This window comes from Aliiroseovarius sp. S1339, from assembly GCF_023195695.1.
In the GTDB taxonomy this organism is placed as follows: Bacteria; Pseudomonadota; Alphaproteobacteria; order Rhodobacterales; family Rhodobacteraceae; genus Aliiroseovarius.
Genome location: NZ_JALPQG010000012.1, coordinates 100720 through 118865, shown reverse-complemented (window position 1 = coordinate 118865; position 18146 = coordinate 100720). Strand labels below are relative to the sequence as shown.

At 58.3% G+C, this 18146-nt stretch carries 16 protein-coding genes; 3 read left to right on the top strand and 13 right to left on the bottom strand.

The annotated features are described in order from the left end of the window. Positions 1–8: 8 nt before the first annotated feature. The 6 genes from atpD to MUY35_RS16320 all read right to left on the bottom strand — a co-directional run bounded on the left by atpD (position 9) and on the right by MUY35_RS16320 (position 6335). The gene (atpD, locus tag MUY35_RS16345; protein WP_248370252.1) at positions 9–1433 is read right to left on the bottom strand and encodes a F0F1 ATP synthase subunit beta; all 1425 of its coding nucleotides are present in this window, start codon (positions 1431–1433) and stop codon (positions 9–11) included. A gap of 20 nt (positions 1434–1453) precedes the next feature. Continuing rightward, complete coding sequence (locus MUY35_RS16340) at positions 1454–2332, bottom strand: F0F1 ATP synthase subunit gamma (protein WP_248370251.1); 879 nt, start codon at positions 2330–2332, stop codon at positions 1454–1456. Between the two features lie 14 nt (positions 2333–2346). Next, the gene (gene atpA, locus MUY35_RS16335) at positions 2347–3885 is read right to left on the bottom strand and encodes a F0F1 ATP synthase subunit alpha (RefSeq protein ID WP_248370250.1); all 1539 of its coding nucleotides are present in this window, start codon (positions 3883–3885) and stop codon (positions 2347–2349) included. Then, positions 3885–4445 (bottom strand): F0F1 ATP synthase subunit delta, encoded by a 561-nt coding sequence (locus MUY35_RS16330; protein WP_248370249.1) that lies wholly within the window; start codon positions 4443–4445, stop codon positions 3885–3887. The genes atpA and MUY35_RS16330 overlap by 1 nt, the downstream gene beginning before the upstream one ends. A gap of 372 nt (positions 4446–4817) precedes the next feature. Then, complete coding sequence (locus MUY35_RS16325) at positions 4818–5594, bottom strand: class I SAM-dependent methyltransferase (RefSeq protein ID WP_248370266.1); 777 nt, start codon at positions 5592–5594, stop codon at positions 4818–4820. 96 nt (positions 5595–5690) lie between these two features. After that, complete coding sequence (locus MUY35_RS16320; protein ID WP_248370248.1) at positions 5691–6335, bottom strand: DUF938 domain-containing protein; 645 nt, start codon at positions 6333–6335, stop codon at positions 5691–5693. A 78-nt stretch (positions 6336–6413) separates the two neighbouring features. On the opposite strand from MUY35_RS16320, the gene gloB reads away from it, so the two are divergent. Both gloB and clpA read left to right on the top strand, forming a co-directional pair. Then, positions 6414–7178, top strand: coding sequence for a hydroxyacylglutathione hydrolase (gene gloB / locus MUY35_RS16315; protein WP_248370247.1), 765 nt, complete (start codon positions 6414–6416; stop codon positions 7176–7178). 158 nt (positions 7179–7336) lie between these two features. Further along, positions 7337–9661 (top strand): ATP-dependent Clp protease ATP-binding subunit ClpA, encoded by a 2325-nt coding sequence (gene clpA / locus MUY35_RS16310; RefSeq protein WP_248370246.1) that lies wholly within the window; start codon positions 7337–7339, stop codon positions 9659–9661. Between the two features lie 79 nt (positions 9662–9740). On the opposite strand, the gene MUY35_RS16305 is transcribed toward clpA, so the two are convergent. The 3 genes from MUY35_RS16305 to MUY35_RS16295 form a co-directional block, all read right to left on the bottom strand. Then, positions 9741–11477: a peptidoglycan -binding protein gene (locus MUY35_RS16305; protein ID WP_248370245.1), complete on the bottom strand. Its 1737-nt coding sequence runs from the start codon at positions 11475–11477 to the stop codon at positions 9741–9743. A 3-nt stretch (positions 11478–11480) separates the two neighbouring features. Further along, a complete protein-coding gene (locus tag MUY35_RS16300; protein WP_248370244.1) occupies positions 11481–12680 on the bottom strand; it encodes a biopolymer transporter ExbB in 1200 nt (399 codons plus the stop codon). 78 nt (positions 12681–12758) lie between these two features. Further along, entirely contained in the window at positions 12759–13298 is a 540-nt protein-coding gene (locus MUY35_RS16295) for a gamma-glutamylcyclotransferase (protein WP_248370243.1), read from the bottom strand. Between the two features lie 71 nt (positions 13299–13369). Between MUY35_RS16295 and MUY35_RS16290 the strand changes: the two genes are divergently transcribed. Further along, positions 13370–14371 carry a DUF2125 domain-containing protein gene (locus MUY35_RS16290; protein WP_248370242.1) on the top strand — a complete coding sequence of 334 codons (1002 nt, stop codon included), beginning with the start codon at positions 13370–13372 and terminating at the stop codon, positions 14369–14371. A 3-nt stretch (positions 14372–14374) separates the two neighbouring features. On the opposite strand, the gene MUY35_RS16285 is transcribed toward MUY35_RS16290, so the two are convergent. The 4 genes from MUY35_RS16285 to rpsD form a co-directional block, all read right to left on the bottom strand. Further along, positions 14375–15178, bottom strand: coding sequence for an extensin family protein (locus tag MUY35_RS16285; protein ID WP_248370241.1), 804 nt, complete (start codon positions 15176–15178; stop codon positions 14375–14377). Positions 15179–15212: 34 nt separating this feature from the next. Then, the gene (locus tag MUY35_RS16280; RefSeq protein ID WP_248370240.1) at positions 15213–16130 is read right to left on the bottom strand and encodes a prephenate/arogenate dehydrogenase family protein; all 918 of its coding nucleotides are present in this window, start codon (positions 16128–16130) and stop codon (positions 15213–15215) included. Continuing rightward, entirely contained in the window at positions 16127–17266 is a 1140-nt protein-coding gene (gene hisC / locus MUY35_RS16275; RefSeq protein WP_248370239.1) for a histidinol-phosphate transaminase, read from the bottom strand. The genes MUY35_RS16280 and hisC overlap by 4 nt, the downstream gene beginning before the upstream one ends. Before the next feature lie 181 nt (positions 17267–17447). Continuing rightward, positions 17448–18068, bottom strand: coding sequence for a 30S ribosomal protein S4 (rpsD, locus tag MUY35_RS16270; RefSeq protein WP_248370238.1), 621 nt, complete (start codon positions 18066–18068; stop codon positions 17448–17450). Positions 18069–18146 lie beyond the last annotated feature (78 nt).

Genomic DNA, 18146 nt, shown 5'->3' with positions numbered 1-18146 from the left:
GGTCCCTATTAGGCAGCGTCAGCCGCCATTTTTTCGGCTTTGGCAATCACGTCGTCGATGCCGCCAACCATATAGAAGGCGCCTTCGGGCAGGTGATCATATTCGCCAGCCACAACAGCTTTGAACGACGCGATTGTTTCTTCCAGCTGAACCTGAACGCCGTCCGAACCGGTGAACACTTTCGCAACGTCGAAGGGCTGCGACAGGAAGCGTTCGATCTTACGCGCACGCGCCACGGTCAGTTTGTCGTCTTCCGACAGCTCGTCCATGCCAAGAATGGCGATGATGTCTTGCAGCGACTTGTAGCGCTGAAGAACCTGCTGAACGTCGGTCGCAACCTTGTAGTGCTCTTCGCCAATGATCAGCGGATCAAGCAGACGCGAGGTCGAGCCAAGCGGGTCCACAGCCGGATAGATACCTTTTTCCGAGATCGCACGATCCAGAACGGTCGTCGCGTCAAGGTGCGCAAACGAGGTTGCAGGTGCAGGGTCGGTCAAGTCATCGGCGGGAACATACACGGCCTGAACGGACGTAATGGATCCCGATTTGGTCGACGAAATCCGTTCCTGCATCGCACCCATGTCGGTGGCCAGCGTCGGCTGATAGCCAACAGCCGAAGGAATACGGCCCAGCAGAGCCGAAACTTCCGAGCCAGCTTGGGTAAAGCGGAAGATGTTGTCCACGAAGAACAGGACGTCGGAACCCGTGTCGTCGCGGAACTGCTCCGCCAGCGTCAGACCCGACAGAGCCACACGCATACGTGCTCCGGGAGGTTCGTTCATCTGGCCATAGACCAGCGCAATTTTCGACTTCTCAAGATCGTCAGGAACGATAACACCGGATTCGATCATCTCGTGGTAAAGGTCGTTGCCTTCACGGGTCCGTTCACCAACACCAGCGAACACAGACACACCCGAGTGCACTTTCGCGATGTTGTTGATCAGTTCCATGATCAGAACGGTTTTACCAACGCCGGCACCGCCGAACAGACCAATTTTTCCACCCTTAGTGTAGGGGGCCAGCAGGTCGATAACCTTGATGCCGGTGGTCAGGATTTCTGTTTCCGTCGACTGTTCGTCGAACTCGGGCGCGTCACCGTGGATCGGGCGGCTTTCTTCCGACTTCACCGGGCCCTTTTCGTCAACGGGTTCGCCGATGACGTTCAGGATGCGGCCCAGGGTCGCGTTGCCAACTGGCACTGAGATCGGCGCGCCGGTGTCAGTCACCTCTTGACCGCGGACCAGTCCTTCGGAGGCGTCCATCGCGATACAGCGCACGGTGCTTTCGCCCAAGTGCTGCGCCACTTCCAGAACAAGTTTATTGCCGTTGTTGTCGGTGGTCAGGGCGTTCAGAATGGCCGGAAGGTCATCCCCGAACTGAACGTCCACAACGGCGCCAATCACCTGCGTGATCTTACCTTTAGCATTAGCCATTGTCATTTCTCCGGTTTTCTCTAGAGCGCCTCGGCGCCCGAAATAATTTCGATAAGCTCGTTGGTGATCACGGCCTGACGCGAGCGGTTATACTGAATGGTCAGTTTCTCGATCATGTCGCCAGCGTTGCGAGTTGCGTTGTCCATGGCAGCCATCCGCGCGCCCTGTTCAGACGCAGCATTTTCCAGAAGCGCCGAGAATATCTGAGTGGCTACACCCGATGGCAGCAGCGTTTTCAGAATACCCTCTTCCGACGGCTCGTAGTCATAGATGGTCGATGCGCTCGCGCCCTCTTCCGGGGCATCAAAGCTGGCAGGGATGACCTGCTTCGCGGTCGGGACCTGCGTGATCACGCTTTCGAACGTGTTGTAGAAGATCGTCGCCACATCGAACTCACCCTCGTTGAACCGATGGATAAGGTCGTTCGCGATCGGCTGGGCGTTGTTATAACCGACATTGCGCACGCCAGACAGATCGACATGGGCGACCATTTGATCCCCGTATTCACGCTTCAGCTGCTCGCGGCCTTTCTTGCCGACGGTTAGAATCTTTACCGTCTTACCGTTCGCCAGCAGGCTCTCAGCCTTCGCACGCGCCATCTTCACAATTGACGAGTTAAAGCCACCGCAAAGCCCGCGTTCAGCCGTCATAACCACCAGCAGGTGGACTTGATCGGAACCCGAACCGGCAAGCAGTTTGGGCGCACTGTCGCCGCCGCCCGAGGCCGCAGCCAAACTACCCAGAACGGCGTTGAACCGTTCTGCGTAGGGACGACCAGCCTCGGCCGATTCTTGTGCCCGCCGCAGTTTTGCGGCGGCCACCATCTGCATGGCCTTCGTGATCTTCCGAGTGTTCTTGACACTCTCGATCCGATTTTTGAGATCCTTAAGGTTGGGCATCGTTCAGCGCCCCCTTAAGCGAAGTCAGCGGCGAACGCGTCCAGCGCAGCTTTGACTTTGTCCTCAAGCTCACCTTTGACCTTGCGATCATTGTTGGTGATGTCGGCAAGCAGATCAGCATTGTTCTGACGCAGATGGTTTAGAAGGCCAGCTTCAAAGCGGCCAACTTCGCTCACGTCGATCTTGTCGAGATAGCCATTGGTGCCTGCATAGATGATGCACACGATTTCCGCGTTGGTCAGCGGCGAATACTGAGCCTGCTTCATCAACTCGGTCAGACGTGCGCCACGGTTCAGAAGCTGCTGCGTTGCCGCATCAAGGTCGGACCCGAACTGCGCGAACGCGGCCATCTCGCGGTACTGAGCCAGCGACAGTTTCACCGGACCAGCAACCGAGGACATGGCCTTGGTTTGAGCCGACGAGCCAACCCGCGACACCGACAGACCGGTGTTCACAGCAGGACGGATGCCTTGGTAGAACAGTTCCGTTTCTAGGAAGATCTGACCGTCGGTGATCGAAATCACGTTCGTCGGAATAAACGCCGAAACGTCACCACCTTGGGTTTCGATAACTGGCAGAGCCGTTAGCGAGCCAGAGCCGTAATCCTCGTTCAGCTTGGCCGAACGCTCCAGCAGGCGCGAGTGCAGATAGAAAACGTCACCCGGGTAAGCTTCGCGGCCCGGCGGGCGGCGCAGAAGCAGCGACATCTGACGATAAGACACAGCTTGCTTGGACAGGTCATCATAGATGATCAGGGCGTGGCGGCCATTGTCGCGGAAGTGCTCGGCGATAGCAGTCGCGGAATAAGGCGCCAGGAACTGCATGGGGGCCGGGTCGGATGCGGTTGCAGCCACAACGATTGTGTATTCAATCGCGCCGCTTTCTTCCAGCTTCTTCACCAACTGCGCAACAGTCGACCGTTTCTGACCGATCGCCACGTAGACGCAGTAAAGCTTCTTTGACTCATCGTCGCCAGCAGCGTCGTTATACGACTTCTGGTTCAGGATGGCATCAAGCGCCAAGGCGGTTTTACCTGTTTGGCGGTCGCCAATGATCAGCTCGCGTTGGCCACGGCCAATCGGGATCATCGCGTCGACCGATTTCAGGCCGGTTGCCATCGGTTCGTGAACCGACTTACGCGGGATGATGCCCGGCGCTTTCACGTCTGCCACACCGCGTTTCTTCGCGTTGATCGGACCTTTGCCGTCGATCGGGTTGCCCAGACCGTCAACTACACGCCCCAGAAGCTCGTCACCGATCGGCACGTCCACGATCGAGTTCGTGCGCTTAACGGTGTCGCCTTCTTTAATGTCGCGGTCCGACCCGAAGATAACAACACCAACGTTGTCGGCCTCAAGGTTCAGGGCCATTCCGCGGATTCCACCGGGGAATTCGACCATTTCACCTGCCTGGACCTTATCAAGACCATGCACACGGGCGATACCATCACCGACCGAAAGCACGCGGCCAATTTCGGCCACTTCGGCGTCTTGGCCAAAGTTCTTGATCTGGTCCTTTAGGATCGCAGAAATTTCTGCTGCTTGGATACCCATTATCCGACCTCTTTCATGGAATTCTGAAGTGCATTGAGCTTCGCGCGGATCGACGTATCAATCATGCGCGAGCCCACTTGGACGACAAGACCACCGATGAGCGTTTCATCGACAGCCAGGTTGATGTTCACATCCTTACCAATAGTGGCTTTCAAAGCCTTGGCAAGTTTGTCTTGTTGCGCCTTGGTCATGGACTTGGCGGCGGTCACCTTGGCAGTCACCTCGCCTTTGTCTTCGGCAATCAGCGCACGCAGGGCGACCAACAGCTGCGGCAACACGAACAGACGCCGCTTTTGGGCCATCAGCCCAAGCGTGTTCGCGATCATTGGCGAGAGTGTCATCTTTTTGGCGATAGCGGCGATTGAATTGCCCTGTTCTTCCCGGCTGTAAATCGGCGAGCTGATCAGGTTTCGAAGATCTTCACTATCGGCGAGAGCAGCGTCAAGAGCGGCAACGTCCGCCTCGACTGCTTTCAGGTTCTTACCCTCTTTGGCAAGGTCAAAGACGGCAGTGGCATAACGCTGGGCAATGCCGGTTGAGATCGAGACTGGTTCGGACACGTCCACCCTTCCGATGTCTTTAGCCCCATTGTGATTTGCCTCTCAGCAAACCGGGGCGGCCTACAGATGCCGCATGTTCTCGCGTGTCATCTAAATCGACGAAGCGTTTAGCAGGGATATGCACACCTCGCAACAGGCTTGCATGGGTTTAACGCCAACATCTGACCGCCTTTTTTTCCCTTCTCGGGCTTATTTACGCCAGACCCCTTTGCCAAAGGGGAAAAACACGTGACGGACGCCTAAGATGAAAGGTGCTTTTTGGATACATTTGTATACCCAAAGAAGTGATTCCAACCCTCAATCCGTCAGGCCAGGCTTTCAGTGGCTTTCCCGATGCGGTCAGCACTGTTGATTCTGCCCCTGCGAAATAAGCTAGGTCGACTTGTTTTCGGCGGCTCTTGACGCGCTCGGTTCGGGCACGCCCAGCCCCTCGAGCACTTTCAGCGGCCGCTTTACGGCCTGCGCCAATCCGGGGCGTTTTGGGGCGGGAATTTGCTTTGACACCTCGACCATCAGAACGCCGCCAGCCAGGATCAAGGGCAGCTGAAGTCCGGCCCGCTCCCAAAAGTTCCCGGTCTTCAGCCAGAAGCGTTTGGACGAGGGCGGCTGATACAGCGCCGATAGGTGGCGTTCGACGCGAAATCCGTGCTCTTTCAACTGGCCTTCTAGCTGGCTCAGCGAATAGGGGCGACCATGGCCGAAAGGTGTGGCGTCCGATCTGGCCCACAAGCCTGCGCGGTTCGGGGTGATGAACAATGCCCGCCCGCCGGGGCCGAGCACCCGATAGGCTTCATCCAGCAGAAAACCGGGCGTGTCAGATGTCTCAAGCCCATGCATCACCACCAGCTTGTCTACAACACCTGTGTCGAGCGGCCACATCGTATCCTCAACCAAGACCGAGACGTTGTTCATACCCGCGGGCCAAGCCATCACACCTTGCGGCGCGGGCATCAAGCCCAACACCCTGCGCGCCGACGTCAGATAGGGGCGCAGCAGCGGCACCGCAAACCCAAAGCCCGCCACCGTCTGACCCTTGGCCTGCGGCGCGGGCCACAGCGCGGTTACCTTGTCGCGAATGGCTTTCTGGGCCGCACGCCCCAACATGCTGCGGTAATAGAAATTGCGAAGATCCTGCACATCAAGATGCATGACGCTGTTTGCCACCTGCCCGGTTTCGTTGCGCAAAGATTACCCGATCACCAACAAAAGGGAATGCGTCAATGGAACGGACCGCTTGGAAAAGCGTCATTCCCGCGTCTGGCGCATGACCAGCGCCAGATTGTTAGCTGGCATTTCAATTAGGTCGACGCGCTTCAAGCCTGCGGCAACCGCCCAAGCCTCGATCGCTTCAATTTCCTTATAACCGATGGTGGGATCTTGTTCTGTGAGCGATGCGTGGAACGCGCGGTCGCTGTCTGACCTGAAGTCCCCATCCGCACGAAACGGGCCATACAGAAACCAGTGCCCGCCCGGCAAAAGATTGCGTGCCACACCTTTCACGACGTCTTGCGCAGCAGGGGCTTTGATAAGATGCATCAGGTTCACCGTCACCGCCATCTCAAACGGCCCGGTGCGCCAGCTTGGCGCTGTGGCGTCCAGAACCTGCGCGACCCGCATGTTCAAAACCCCGTTCTTGGCGCGCCACGCATCAATGCTGATCAAACGCTGCGCATCAATATCGGTTGGTTGCCAGATCGTGTCTGGAAACGCCTGCGCATAGGCCACGGCATGTTCGCCTGTGCCCGACGCTATCTCCAGCGCCACGCCACCGGACGGCACAAAAGGTTCAATTGCGGCTAGAATCGGGGCAATGTTACGTGCAGCTGATGGCGCAGACAAACGTCCGTCATCGCGTTCCTCCGCGATTGAATGCGGCTTTTCTTCGGCCATTTCAGCCCCCCAGTGTACGAGCAGTATTGAGCCTTGCTCGCCTTTGGGCAAGAGTAGAGATGCAAACCGGAGAAACACATGCTTACGCTGGTCACAATCCCCTGTCTCGCCGACAATTACGCCTTTCTGTTGCATGACAATGCCACAGCCGAAACCGCCGTGATTGATGCCCCCGAGGCCGGACCAATCATCGCTGAGTTGACGACGCGCGGCTGGCAATTGTCCGAAATCTGGCTGACCCACCACCATTCGGACCATATTGGCGGGGTGGCAGATTTAGTGAAGGCCACGGGCGCACAGGTTGTTGGCGCAAAAGCCGACGCACACCGCCTGCCCGGCCTTGATCGCGCCTATGACGACGGCGACCGGTTCCAATTCGCGGGCCATGACGTGCAGGTGATGGACGTGTCGGGCCACACGGTCGGTCACATCGCCTTGCATGTTCCCGATGCGGGCGCTGTGTTCACCGGCGACAGCTTGATGGCGCTGGGATGTGGGCGACTGTTTGAAGGCACACCTGATCAGATGTGGGCCAGCCTGTCGCATCTGGCGAATCTTCCGCCGGAAACGCTGGTCTGCTCTGGCCATGAATACACAGCCTCGAACGCGGCCTTCGCCGCGACAATTGAGCCCGACAATCGGGCGCTAAAACAGCGGACCGAAGACATCGCAACCCTGCGCGCAGCAGACCAACCCACCGTGCCTTCGCGCCTGTCGGACGAACTGGCAACCAATCCTTTTCTACGCGCGCACTTGTCCGAGGTTAAAGCCGCCCTACATATGAAAGCCGTCCCAGACGCAGAGGTTTTCGCCGAAATTCGGCGGCGCAAAGACAGTTTTTGATCCCTAAATGCGCCTAATCACACCTTCGAGAGTGAAAATTGACAAGAAAAAGCTTGAAGACGCGCCAAGAAAACCGAACTTTAAACATATGAGGCGACGGTAAAGGCGGGATAACCGCCACGCGGAAGATCCCGCATTAGATACGAGGAGTGTTCAACGTGCCATCCTTTTCAAAACCGCTCGAAGAAGCCATTCACCACGCGCTTGCGCTGGCGAATGAACGAAAACACGAGCTGGCGACGCTGGAACACCTGCTTCTCGCGTTGTTGGACGAACCAGATGCCGCCCGCGTAATGCAAGCCTGCACAGTCGATCTGGATGTGCTGCGCAAGGTCCTGATCGAATTTGTCGATGAAGAACTGACAACCCTGATCACCGATGTCGAAGGCAGCGAGGCTGTGCCAACCGCCGCCTTCCAACGCGTTATCCAACGCGCCGCCATTCACGTGCAAAGCTCGGGCCGCACAGAAGTCACCGGCGCGAATGTGTTGGTCGCCATCTTCGCCGAACGCGAATCGAATGCGGCCTTCTTCCTGCAAGAACAGGACATGACGCGCTATGATGCGGTGAACTACATCGCGCATGGTGTTGCGAAGGATTCAAACTTCGGCGAAGCACGCCCTGTGTCGGGTGCACCGGAATTCGACGATGATGTGCAGGACGCCCAGCCCGCCGAAGAAAACGACAGCGCGCTTGCGAAATACTGTGTCGATCTGAACGCCAAGGCACGTGAAGGCGACATTGACCCCCTGATCGGCCGCGAATCCGAGGTTGAGCGCTGCATTCAGGTGTTGTGCCGCCGCCGCAAGAACAACCCGCTTCTGGTGGGCGACCCCGGCGTGGGCAAGACCGCGATTGCTGAAGGTCTGGCAGCCAAGGTTGTCGGCGGCGAAACCCCTGCAATCCTGTCCGAGACGACGATTTATTCGCTCGATATGGGCGCGCTTCTGGCAGGCACCCGCTATCGCGGCGACTTTGAAGAGCGTCTGAAAGCGGTGATGAAAGAGTTGGAAGACCACCCGGACGCGGTTTTGTTCATAGACGAAATCCACACCGTGATCGGTGCGGGCGCAACGTCGGGCGGGGCGATGGATGCGTCGAACCTTTTGAAGCCTGCGCTTCAGGGCGGCAAGCTGCGCTGCATGGGATCGACCACCTATAAGGAATTTCGCCAGCATTTCGAAAAGGACCGCGCGCTCAGCCGCCGGTTCCAGAAAATCGACGTCAGCGAACCCACGGTAGATGATGCGGTGAAAATCCTGCGCGGTCTGAAACCGTATTTCGAGGAACATCACGGCGTAAAATACACCGCCGAAGCGATCAAGTCGGCGGTGGAACTGTCGGATCGCTATGTGAACGACCGCAAGCTGCCCGACAAGGCGATCGACGTCATTGACGAAGCCGGGGCCGCGCAGCATCTGCTGATCGAAAGCAAGCGGCGCAAAACCATTGGTGTGAAGGAAATCGAAGCCGTAGTGGCCAAGATCGCCCGTATCCCACCGAAAAGCGTCTCGAAAGACGACGCTGAAACGCTGCGCGATCTTGAAAGGTCGCTCAAGCGGGTGGTGTTTGGACAGGACAACGCGATCGAATCGCTCGCCTCTGCCATCAAGCTGGCGCGGGCTGGATTGCGCGAACCTGAAAAGCCCATCGGCAACTACCTGTTCGCGGGTCCGACGGGCGTGGGCAAGACCGAGGTTGCAAAGCAACTGGCCGACAATCTTGGCGTGGAGCTTCTGCGCTTCGACATGTCCGAATATATGGAAAAACACGCGGTCTCGCGCCTGATCGGGGCGCCTCCGGGTTATGTTGGGTTTGATCAGGGTGGTCTGCTAACCGATGGTGTGGATCAGCATCCGCATTGCGTGCTGTTGCTGGACGAGATCGAGAAAGCGCACCCGGATGTCTACAACATCCTGCTTCAGGTCATGGATCATGGCGAACTGACCGATCACAACGGCCGCACCGTCAGTTTCCGCAACGTGGTCTTGATTATGACTTCGAACGCCGGGGCTGCCGAGCAAGCGAAATCCGCCATCGGCTTTGGGCGCGACCGTCGCGAAGGCGAAGACACCGCCGCGATCGAGCGCATTTTCACGCCCGAGTTCCGCAACCGTCTGGACGCCGTGATCAGCTTCGCCCCGCTTGGCAAAGAGGTGATCTTGCAAGTCGTCGAGAAATTCGTGCTGCAACTGGAAGCCCAGCTTCTGGATCGTGGCGTCAGCATCGAGTTGACGCGCGCCGCCGCCGAATGGATTGCCAACAAAGGCTATGATGATCGGATGGGTGCCCGCCCGTTGGGCCGGGTCATTCAGGAACACATCAAGAAGCCGCTGGCGGAAGAATTGCTGTTTGGCAAGCTCATGAAAGGTGGATTGGTTAAGGTTGGCGTCAAAAATGGCGAACTGGACCTGAGGATTGAGAAACCGAAAAGCCCGCAATTGGGGTCTCGTAAAAAGCCGCCACTGCTGACCGCCGACTAAGATCGAAGCACCGAACAACAGAAAAGGCCGCAGATTGCCTCTGCGGCCTTTTCTTTGAAATCTACGGCGATGTGCGGGTCTAGCGCTCGGTCAGTTTCAATTCGATCCTTCGGTTCTGCGCGCGTGCCTCGGTCGTGTCGGCCGCGTTGACAGGCCGATATTGCCCAAACCCGGTGGCCGCCAGACGGTCGGGCGGGAAGCCCAGATCGTTGATCATGTATTCAACAACCGACAGGGCACGGGCCTGGCTTAGCTCCCAATTGTTACGGAACCTACCATTTCTGGACAGCGGGACGTTGTCTGTGTGACCGTCGACGCGGATGATCCAATCAACTTCGTCCGGTATCTCGTCCGCAACCTCCGCTAGCAACGCTGCGACATTGGCGACCTGTGCTTTCCCTTCTGGCTGCAAGGCTGCATCCGCACTGGTGAACAACACTTCGGACGAAAAAATGAAGCGGTCGCCGACAATCTGAACCCCTTCCCGGTCGCCCAAAACCTGCCTGAGCTTACCGAAGAACTCGGACCGATACGCTGCAAGCTCTTTGGCCTCTGCCTCAAGCCGTTTGCGCTCGGCTTCCTCCAGCGCGGCCCGTTTGCTTTCTTCAGACGCCACCCGCGCAAGGGCTGAATTCAGCTCTGAGCCCAGTTTTTGGATTTGCACCTGCGCTTCTTCATCGCGCGCATTTCCGTCATCCAGTATGGCCTGAAGGCTTCCAAGCTGCGTACGCAGCGCGGCGACCTGTTTGTTTAGCAGGGCGATCTTGCGCTGACTTTCGGCGCTTTGGGCTTCTTCTTCCGCCAATGCCAGATTGGCCGCGGCCAGCAGGCGTGCGCGTTCTTCCGCCTCGCCCAGCGTTTCATCGATCTTCGTTTCGGCTTGAAGGCGCGCGGCAAGGGCGGCGTTTAGCTGCGCGCGCAAGTTGGCAGCCTCGGCCTGATCGGAAGCTTGTTCATCAAGCTGCAACATAGCGGACGCCAACCTCTGTTCCAGATCGATACCGGCGGCCTTCGCCGCAGCCAGCAAGGTCAACGTGTCTTCGGCCTGTTTGCGTTCCGCCTCAAGCGCAAGAGTCATCGCGGTCAGTTCTTCATCTGCCGTTTTCAACCGTTCGCGCAAGGCGGCAGCGGCGGCGGCTTCGGCCACGCGGCCCGCCTCTTCCTCGCTCAACGCAGCCGCGTTTTCCTCGGCTTTGGTTTCCATATCGGCGACCAGTGCTTCAAGCGCCTCGCGCTTGGCGGCGGCCAGACGGGCGGCTTCGGCGTTTGCGTCCACCTCGTCACGCGCTGTGGCCAAGGCCAGCGTCAGCGCCTCTTGTTCGGAAATCATCCGCGCCTGCGCGGCCTCAAGTTCGTCCACAGTCGCCGACAGGGCAGAACCTTCGGCAAGCGCCTGATCGCGCTGGGACAGCAGAGTCGCGACTTGCGCCTCGAAACTGGTGATTTTTGCGGCCTGTGCGGCCAAATCATCCGCCTGCGCTTCAGTTTGGGCGGTCAGTTGCGTGATCAGCGCGGCCTGCGCGTCCGAGACCGAACGTGCCTCGGCCAAGGTTGCATTCAGATTGCCCAGCTCGTTTTGCAATTCCGACGCGCGGGACCGTTCCAACCCCAACGCATCGGCCAGCCCGGCAACCTGACTGGACAGTTCATCAAGTTCGTCAGCTTGCCCGGAAATGGTTTCGCGAAGGATAAATTGCACGATCATGAAGATCGTCAGCACAAACATCAAAACCAGCAAAAGCGCCGTCATCGCATCGACAAAACCCGGCCAGATGGAGCCGCTCATCCGTTGCACCGATCGACGCGTCAGGGCCATGGCTTATGCCTCGTCCTGTCCACCGGCGACCTGGATCGAATGGATCAGCGTCGCCATATCACTGCGCAGGTCCGCCAGGCTTTCCTGACGACCCGCCTGCATTTCTTCCAAAATGCGCAAAAGCTGCACGTCGATGGACCGAAGGCGCATTCGGCTTTCCGCATCGGGCTGCGCTTCCGCATCTTCGCGTTGCGCCTGCAATGTCACAATCAAGCGTTCCTGACCTTCGGCCAATCGCATCAGGGCTTCGCCTTGCCCGTTGTCTTGGCCCAGATGCGTCGTCACCGCGTCCAACTTGTCGGCAAGTTGCCCAAGTCGATCATCCAGCATCGAGCGCTGCACGTCTGTCTGTGTGAACAGCGATTGCATGGCCTCGATCTGTTCGGCCAGCACACCCAGATAGGCTCCGGCGCTTGAGTCGTCAGATTCCCCGTCGCCCGAGGCAAAACTGATCTTGGTGATGGTGGACAGCCATTCCTCCAACTCGCGGTAAAACCTGTTCTGGCCGTGACCGGCAAACAGTTCCAGCAAACCCACCACCAGTGATCCCGCAAGACCAAGAAGCGAGGACGAGAACGCCGTGCCCATACCGCCCAGTTGCGCCTCCAACCCGGTCATCAAGCGGTTAAAAACCTCGGTGCCACTTTCACCTTCGCCGGGCGCAAGCGAGCGGATGGTTTCGACCACAGCCGGGACGGTCGTGGCAAGACCATAGAAGGTGCCCAAAAGGCCGAGGAAGATCAGTAAGTTGACGATATATCGCGTGATATCACGGGCTTCGTCAATCCGGGTCGCGATACTGTCAAGGATCGACCGAGACGACGACGCCCCGATCTGCAAATGAGACCCACGGTTCGACCGAAAAAGGGCGGCCAAGGATGCCAGCAATCGTGGCGCGCGATCCGGGTCGTGGCCGTCACGATCCTGCACATAACCTTCGATCCAGCCAACGGATGAAAAGACCTGCCAGACCTGCCAGAAACAGGCGAGCAGCCCGATGACGAAGACAAACAGGATGAAACCGTTCAGATAAAGGTTGGCCTGAAAGACGGGCAGCACACGAGGCAGTGCGAGAAACACACCAAAGCCCACCAACCCAAGCACCACCAGCATCAAGAAGATCTGGCGGATCGGGTGGGTGAAAGACGGCTCGACCCCTCGTTTTTTGGGCGCAGTCAGCGTCCCGCGATCCGACTGATCCATGCGGGCAATTCCTTGTCGCCATTGTTGTTGCGCACAGGATAGGCGCAACCGCTGCAGGTGCCAAGCATTGTCTGAACGCTAGATGTCGACCAGTGCGCGCACCTGTTGGGACAGCCAGCTTAGGTCTTGGTCTTCGATGCCCAGCTCGGTCAGATGCGCGGCGGTGTTGTATAGGTATTCGGTGTTCGGCCCCCGCCGGCCGACAGCGCGCGCGATGATCTGTGCCTGTTCATCAAGGTCGACCTGGCAATACTGCACATGGTGGGGGTCGATGACATAGGTGACCGCTTCCACCGCGCGCCCGTCCAGCAGCGTGATAGTCAACCGTTTCTCAAGATACGCCGAGGATACCAGCTCGCGCTCGCGCAGTTCGGCGAGCGTTTTGTCATAGCTTTTGGGGCAAGCCCGGAAGGCAAGACCCTGACAATGCGCGCCGTTCATTTCGTCCAGTGCAAGCACCAGACCGGGCGCATCTTCGGTCCCGCGATGGTGGATCGAACGCATGCAAAAGCTGCGGTGATAGCCGGGCAATGTGGCGACGATGGCCTCGGTATGGTCAAAGCCCGGGTTCCACATCAAAGAGCCATATCCGAAAACCCAAAGATCTTGCGTGCTCATTTCACTCGCTCTTCATCGCTAGTCGCTTTAGATACGCCAATAAACACGCAGAGCCACAAGAGGAAAGAGTGATGCGCAAATTGATCGTGATTACGCTTGTATTGGCGGGCCTGTGGGGCGGGTATTGGTTCATTGGCTCAAAAGCGACCGAACGCGCTTTCGGCGCATGGATCGCGGATCGTCAGTCCGATGGCTGGGTTGCCGAGGTCGAAGATCTGTCCACCCGCGGCTTTCCCAATCGGTTCGACACCATTTTCACCGGACTTGAACTGGCCGATCCCGACACTGGTTTGTCATGGATCGCACCCGAGTTTCAAATCCTCGCCCTGTCGTACAAACCCCATCATGTGATTGCGGCATGGCCGGGCAAGCAGATCGTTTCAACGCCCGAACAACGGATCGAGATTTCCGGCAGCAACGTAAAAGGCTCGATCATGGTGGCCCCGACCCCTGCCCTGACGCTGGAACGCAGCTCGATCGTGCTTGAGGGGGTGGAAATGTCGTCGTCTGCCGGATGGACTTCGGCACTTGAGCGAGGACAATTGGCGACGCGACAATTGGAGGACGGTGAAAATCGCCATGAAATCCACTTTGAGGCGGCCAACCTGACGCCTGCGTCGTCGTTCGTGCACTCCTTCGATGCCGATGACCTGCTGCCGCCTGTGTTTGAAGGCGTCACGCTGAAGGCAAATGTGGATTTCACCGCGCCGTGGGACCGGGCCGCCATCGAAGACGCGCGCCCGCAAGTGTCGCGAATTGATCTTGCCGAGTTGAAAGCCAAATGGGGGGAGTTGGAGCTGTGGCTAGCGGGCACTGTCGATGTTGACGACCGCGGCGCACCTTCCGGCAATGTCACCGTCAAGGCGCGCAACTGGCGTCAGATGATCGAGCTTGCCCGCGCCTCCGGCGCGCTGGCCCCCGAGCTTGTATCGACCGTCACCGGCGCGCTTCAATTCATCGCAGGGCTGTCAGGCGATGACGAAACACTGGACGTGCCTTTGCGTCTGTCTGGAGGCACGATGTTCTTGGGGCCGATCCCAATCGGGGCCGCGCCAGTCATTCGCATCAGGTAGGAGTCAGCGGCAGTAAGACCCGCTGCGATAGCGTGCGGTGTCCAGATGAAGGTGATCTTTGTGATAGCGATCCGAGTTGGGTCCAAGCACCGTTCCAAACGGCCCGCAGGCTGCTTTGTGCATTTTTTTCAGGACCTTACCTTGCACCGAGTCGCGCCATCCTTTCAGTACAGAAATCTCGGCCCCGCTTTTCAGTCGGACCCCGGCAATGTCAATCGCGCGCCCACGCCCGTGTTCACTGACCTTTGCGCCCGCTTTGTTGTTACGTGTGCGGCAGGCGTAATGCGCAACCACGCGCAGCGATGACGGGCCACCGCCCAAGCGACCAACTGCCGGGAACACACCTTTGCGTACCCATGTGTTCAGGGCTTTCGCGGTGGTGCAATCCATCACCGAAGGCTGGCTTAGCTTCACGCCGGACACCTCGGTCACGCGAACGGGATCTGAAATTCCACAGCCGCGGATTTTGCCCGGTATAGCCGAAATATTCTGCCCTTTGATCTCATTCACCCCGCAGATCCGCCCCTTGCGACCGGCGGTCGAAGGTTTGGGTGTCGACGCAGCGATTTTGCGGGCAAACCCCTTGGGGCGGATTTTCGGGCGTAATGATTTGCGGATTGCCAGCGATGTGGGCTGTATCGCTGGGGCGGCGGATGAGGCGATAACAACCTTGGTGCGCGGCCGGGGCTCGGGCCGCTCGGATATGTCGGGGGCAGAGGCAAACGCGGCCGCATTCACACCACACGCCAGCACCATCCACAGGGTCACTTTTCCAAAAACGCTTGGCCCGTTTAAACTCATTATCATCACTGCTCCTTTACACGTCCCCCGGATGTTGGGCTCAATCGTGCTTACCGGTTCGACCGAAATCAGGCGCGTCTGTATCTTGCCCGGCTTCAACGATATCACGGCGGATCGCGCGGGTTCGAGTAAAATAATCAAAAAGCGCGTCACCATCGCCATTTCGGATCGCTTGCTGCAGCGAAAACAGCTCTTCCGTGAAGCGGCCAAGGATTTCTAAAGTTGCATCTTTGTTGGCCAGAAATACGTCGCGCCACATGGTCGGATCGGACGCTGCGATGCGGGTGAAGTCGCGAAAACCCGCCGCTGAATACTTGATGACTTCGCTGTCTGTGACCCGCGACAAGTCATCCGCCACACCCACCATCGTATAGGCGATCAGGTGTGGCGTGTGGCTGGTCACGGACAACACCAGATCGTGGTGGTCCGCATCCATCACATCCACATTCGCCCCAAAGCCCTTCCACAAGTCGGTCAACCGGTTAGTGGCTTCTTCGTCTGTCCCGTTGGGGATCAGAATGCACCAGCGATTTTCGAAAAGCTCGGCAAAGCCCGAACGCGGACCGCTGTGTTCGGTGCCCGCCAGCGGGTGGCCGGGGATGAAATGGACATGGTCCGGCAAATGTGGCGCGACCGCTTCGATCACGGCACCCTTGACCGATCCGACATCCGTGACCGTCGCACCTTCTTGCAACTTTGGTCCGATTTCGGCGGCCACAGCGCCCATCACGCCCACAGGAACGGCAAGTACGACAAGATCGGCACCCTCGACAGCCTCACCGGCGGTGTCGACCACGCGGTCGCAAAACCCGATCTCGCGAACGATATCGCGGGTTTCAGGGGACCGCGCTGTGCCGACAATTTCGCCCGCCAAGCCAGCGCGACGCATGGCGTGCGCCATGGACGACGCGATCAGGCCAAGACCGATCAACGCGACACGGTTGTAAATCACACTCATTCCGGGCCCTCGTCGTCCATACGGTCTTCGTCCAGCAGCATCAGTCTTGATCCCGGCGCGCCGCCTTTGAAACGTCCGATCATATGGGCCACGCGGCGACAAGACGCTTCGTCGCCAATGGTGATACGCAAGCAATTCGGCAGGCCATAACCCGCAACCAAGCGCACAATGATCCCCTGTTCCTGCAAAAATTCATTGCAGGCTGTCGCCTCGTCCGCGCTGGCAAACCGGGCCAGAATGAAGTTGGTGCAAGAGGTATCGGACGGCACCCCAAGTTCGGCCAAGGCTTCGGCCAGCCACGACCGCAACCGTGTGTTTTCAGCCAAGCAGCGTGCCACGTATTCGCGGTCACGCAATGCGGCTTCGGCGGCGGCCTGCTGTGCCATCGACAGGTTGAAAGGGCCACGCACCCGGTTCAGCACGTCTATCACCTCGGCCGAGCCATAACCCCAGCCGATCCTCAACCCGCCAAGCCCATACATTTTCGAAAATGTCCGGGTCATGAACACATTGTCGTATTTCTCGACCAGCCTTGCGCCACCATCGAACCCGTCGACATATTCGGCATAGGCCCCGTCCAGTACAAGCAGCACATGATCGGGCAACTCGCGCGCCAGTCGGGCCAGTTCAGCATGGCTGACCATTGTCGATGTTGGATTACCGGGGTTGGTAACGAACACTAAACTGGTGCGTTCGGTGACGGCTTTCAAAATCTCGTCGATATCAACCATCCGGTCGCGTTCACGCACCTTGACAGGTGTCGCGCCCGCCGCGAGCGCCGAAATCCTGTACATCGAAAAGCCGTGCTCGGTGTAAATCACTTCGGTTTCGGGGCCCGAATAGCATTGGCAAAGAAAAGTGATCACCTCGTCCGACCCAACGCCGCAGATGATGCGATCTGGGTCCAACCCGTGGAATTCACCAATCGCACCACGCAACGCACTGTGGTCAGTGTTCGGATAGCGGTGCAGTTCGCGTCCGGCCCGCTGGAAGGCGTCGATTGCGTTTGGGCTGGGTCCAAACGGGTTCTCGTTCGAGCTTAACTTGATCACGTTCGCCACGCCGTCAATGCTTGAAGCGCCGCCCACATAGGGCTTGATCTGCATGATCCCCGGTTGAGGTTCCATCTTGGCCATAAGTTCGCTCCCCTACGAAGTGATTTACAGAGGTGACAGCATCATAGAAAGGCCGAAAAGTCCCGACCAGAAATTGCAACTGGTGCTGAGGCTTCGCTGCACCTGCATCCGCGCCTCGCACAAAAAAACCCGCCCAAAAACCTGGGCGGGTTCCAATACTTTGCGATGTCGTAAGACTTGCTTAGTTTTTCGCGTAGAATTCGACAACCAGGTTTGGCTCCATGATCACCGGATACGGCACGTCAGACAGGCCGGGCGTCCGTGTGAAAGTGGCAGTCAGTTTCGAATGGTCAACGTCCAGATAATCCGGCACATCGCGTTCGGGCAGCGCAATGGCTTCCATCACGACGGCCAGCTGCTTGGAGCGATCACGCACTTCGATCACGTCGCCTTCTTGAACGCGGTACGAAGGAATGTTCACTTTTTTGCCGTTCACGCGCACGTGGCCGTGGTTCACGAACTGGCGGGCTGCGAAAACGGTCGGCACGAACTTGGCGCGGTAAACAACAGCGTCCAGACGACGTTCCAGCAGGCCGATCAGGTTTTCACCGGTGTCGCCTTTGACACGTTCGGCTTCACTGTAGATGCGGCGGAATTGCTTCTCGGTCATGTCGCCATAGTAGCCTTTCAGCTTCTGCTTGGCGCGCAGCTGCAGACCGAAGTCCGACAGTTTGCCCTTACGACGCTGGCCGTGTTGGCCGGGGCCATATTCGCGACGATTGACGGGGGATTTGGGGCGACCCCAAATGTTTTCGCCCATGCGGCGATCAATTTTGTACTTGGCAGACGTGCGTTTGGTCACGGCTGATCTCCTTCATAAAAGTATCGAAGGGCGTTGTCCTTTGGCCGAAGCCCGACAGGCATCCCCTTGCAGGGGCCA

Coding starts and splice junctions, on each gene's coding strand:
- MUY35_RS16340 (WP_248370251.1), bottom strand. CDS start 2,332: ATGCCCAACCTTAAGGATCTCAAAAATCGGATCGAGAGTGTCAAGAAC.
- atpD (WP_248370252.1), bottom strand. CDS start 1,433: ATGGCTAATGCTAAAGGTAAGATCACGCAGGTGATTGGCGCCGTTGTG.
- MUY35_RS16300 (WP_248370244.1), bottom strand. CDS start 12,680: ATGGATCAGTCGGATCGCGGGACGCTGACTGCGCCCAAAAAACGAGGG.
- hisC (WP_248370239.1), bottom strand. CDS start 17,266: ATGGCCAAGATGGAACCTCAACCGGGGATCATGCAGATCAAGCCCTAT.
- MUY35_RS16280 (WP_248370240.1), bottom strand. CDS start 16,130: ATGAGTGTGATTTACAACCGTGTCGCGTTGATCGGTCTTGGCCTGATC.
- MUY35_RS16295 (WP_248370243.1), bottom strand. CDS start 13,298: ATGAGCACGCAAGATCTTTGGGTTTTCGGATATGGCTCTTTGATGTGG.
- MUY35_RS16285 (WP_248370241.1), bottom strand. CDS start 15,178: ATGATAATGAGTTTAAACGGGCCAAGCGTTTTTGGAAAAGTGACCCTG.
- MUY35_RS16305 (WP_248370245.1), bottom strand. CDS start 11,477: ATGGCCCTGACGCGTCGATCGGTGCAACGGATGAGCGGCTCCATCTGG.
- MUY35_RS16290 (WP_248370242.1), top strand. CDS start 13,370: ATGCGCAAATTGATCGTGATTACGCTTGTATTGGCGGGCCTGTGGGGC.
- MUY35_RS16320 (WP_248370248.1), bottom strand. CDS start 6,335: ATGGCCGAAGAAAAGCCGCATTCAATCGCGGAGGAACGCGATGACGGA.
- atpA (WP_248370250.1), bottom strand. CDS start 3,885: ATGGGTATCCAAGCAGCAGAAATTTCTGCGATCCTAAAGGACCAGATC.
- MUY35_RS16325 (WP_248370266.1), bottom strand. CDS start 5,594: ATGCATCTTGATGTGCAGGATCTTCGCAATTTCTATTACCGCAGCATG.
- gloB (WP_248370247.1), top strand. CDS start 6,414: ATGCTTACGCTGGTCACAATCCCCTGTCTCGCCGACAATTACGCCTTT.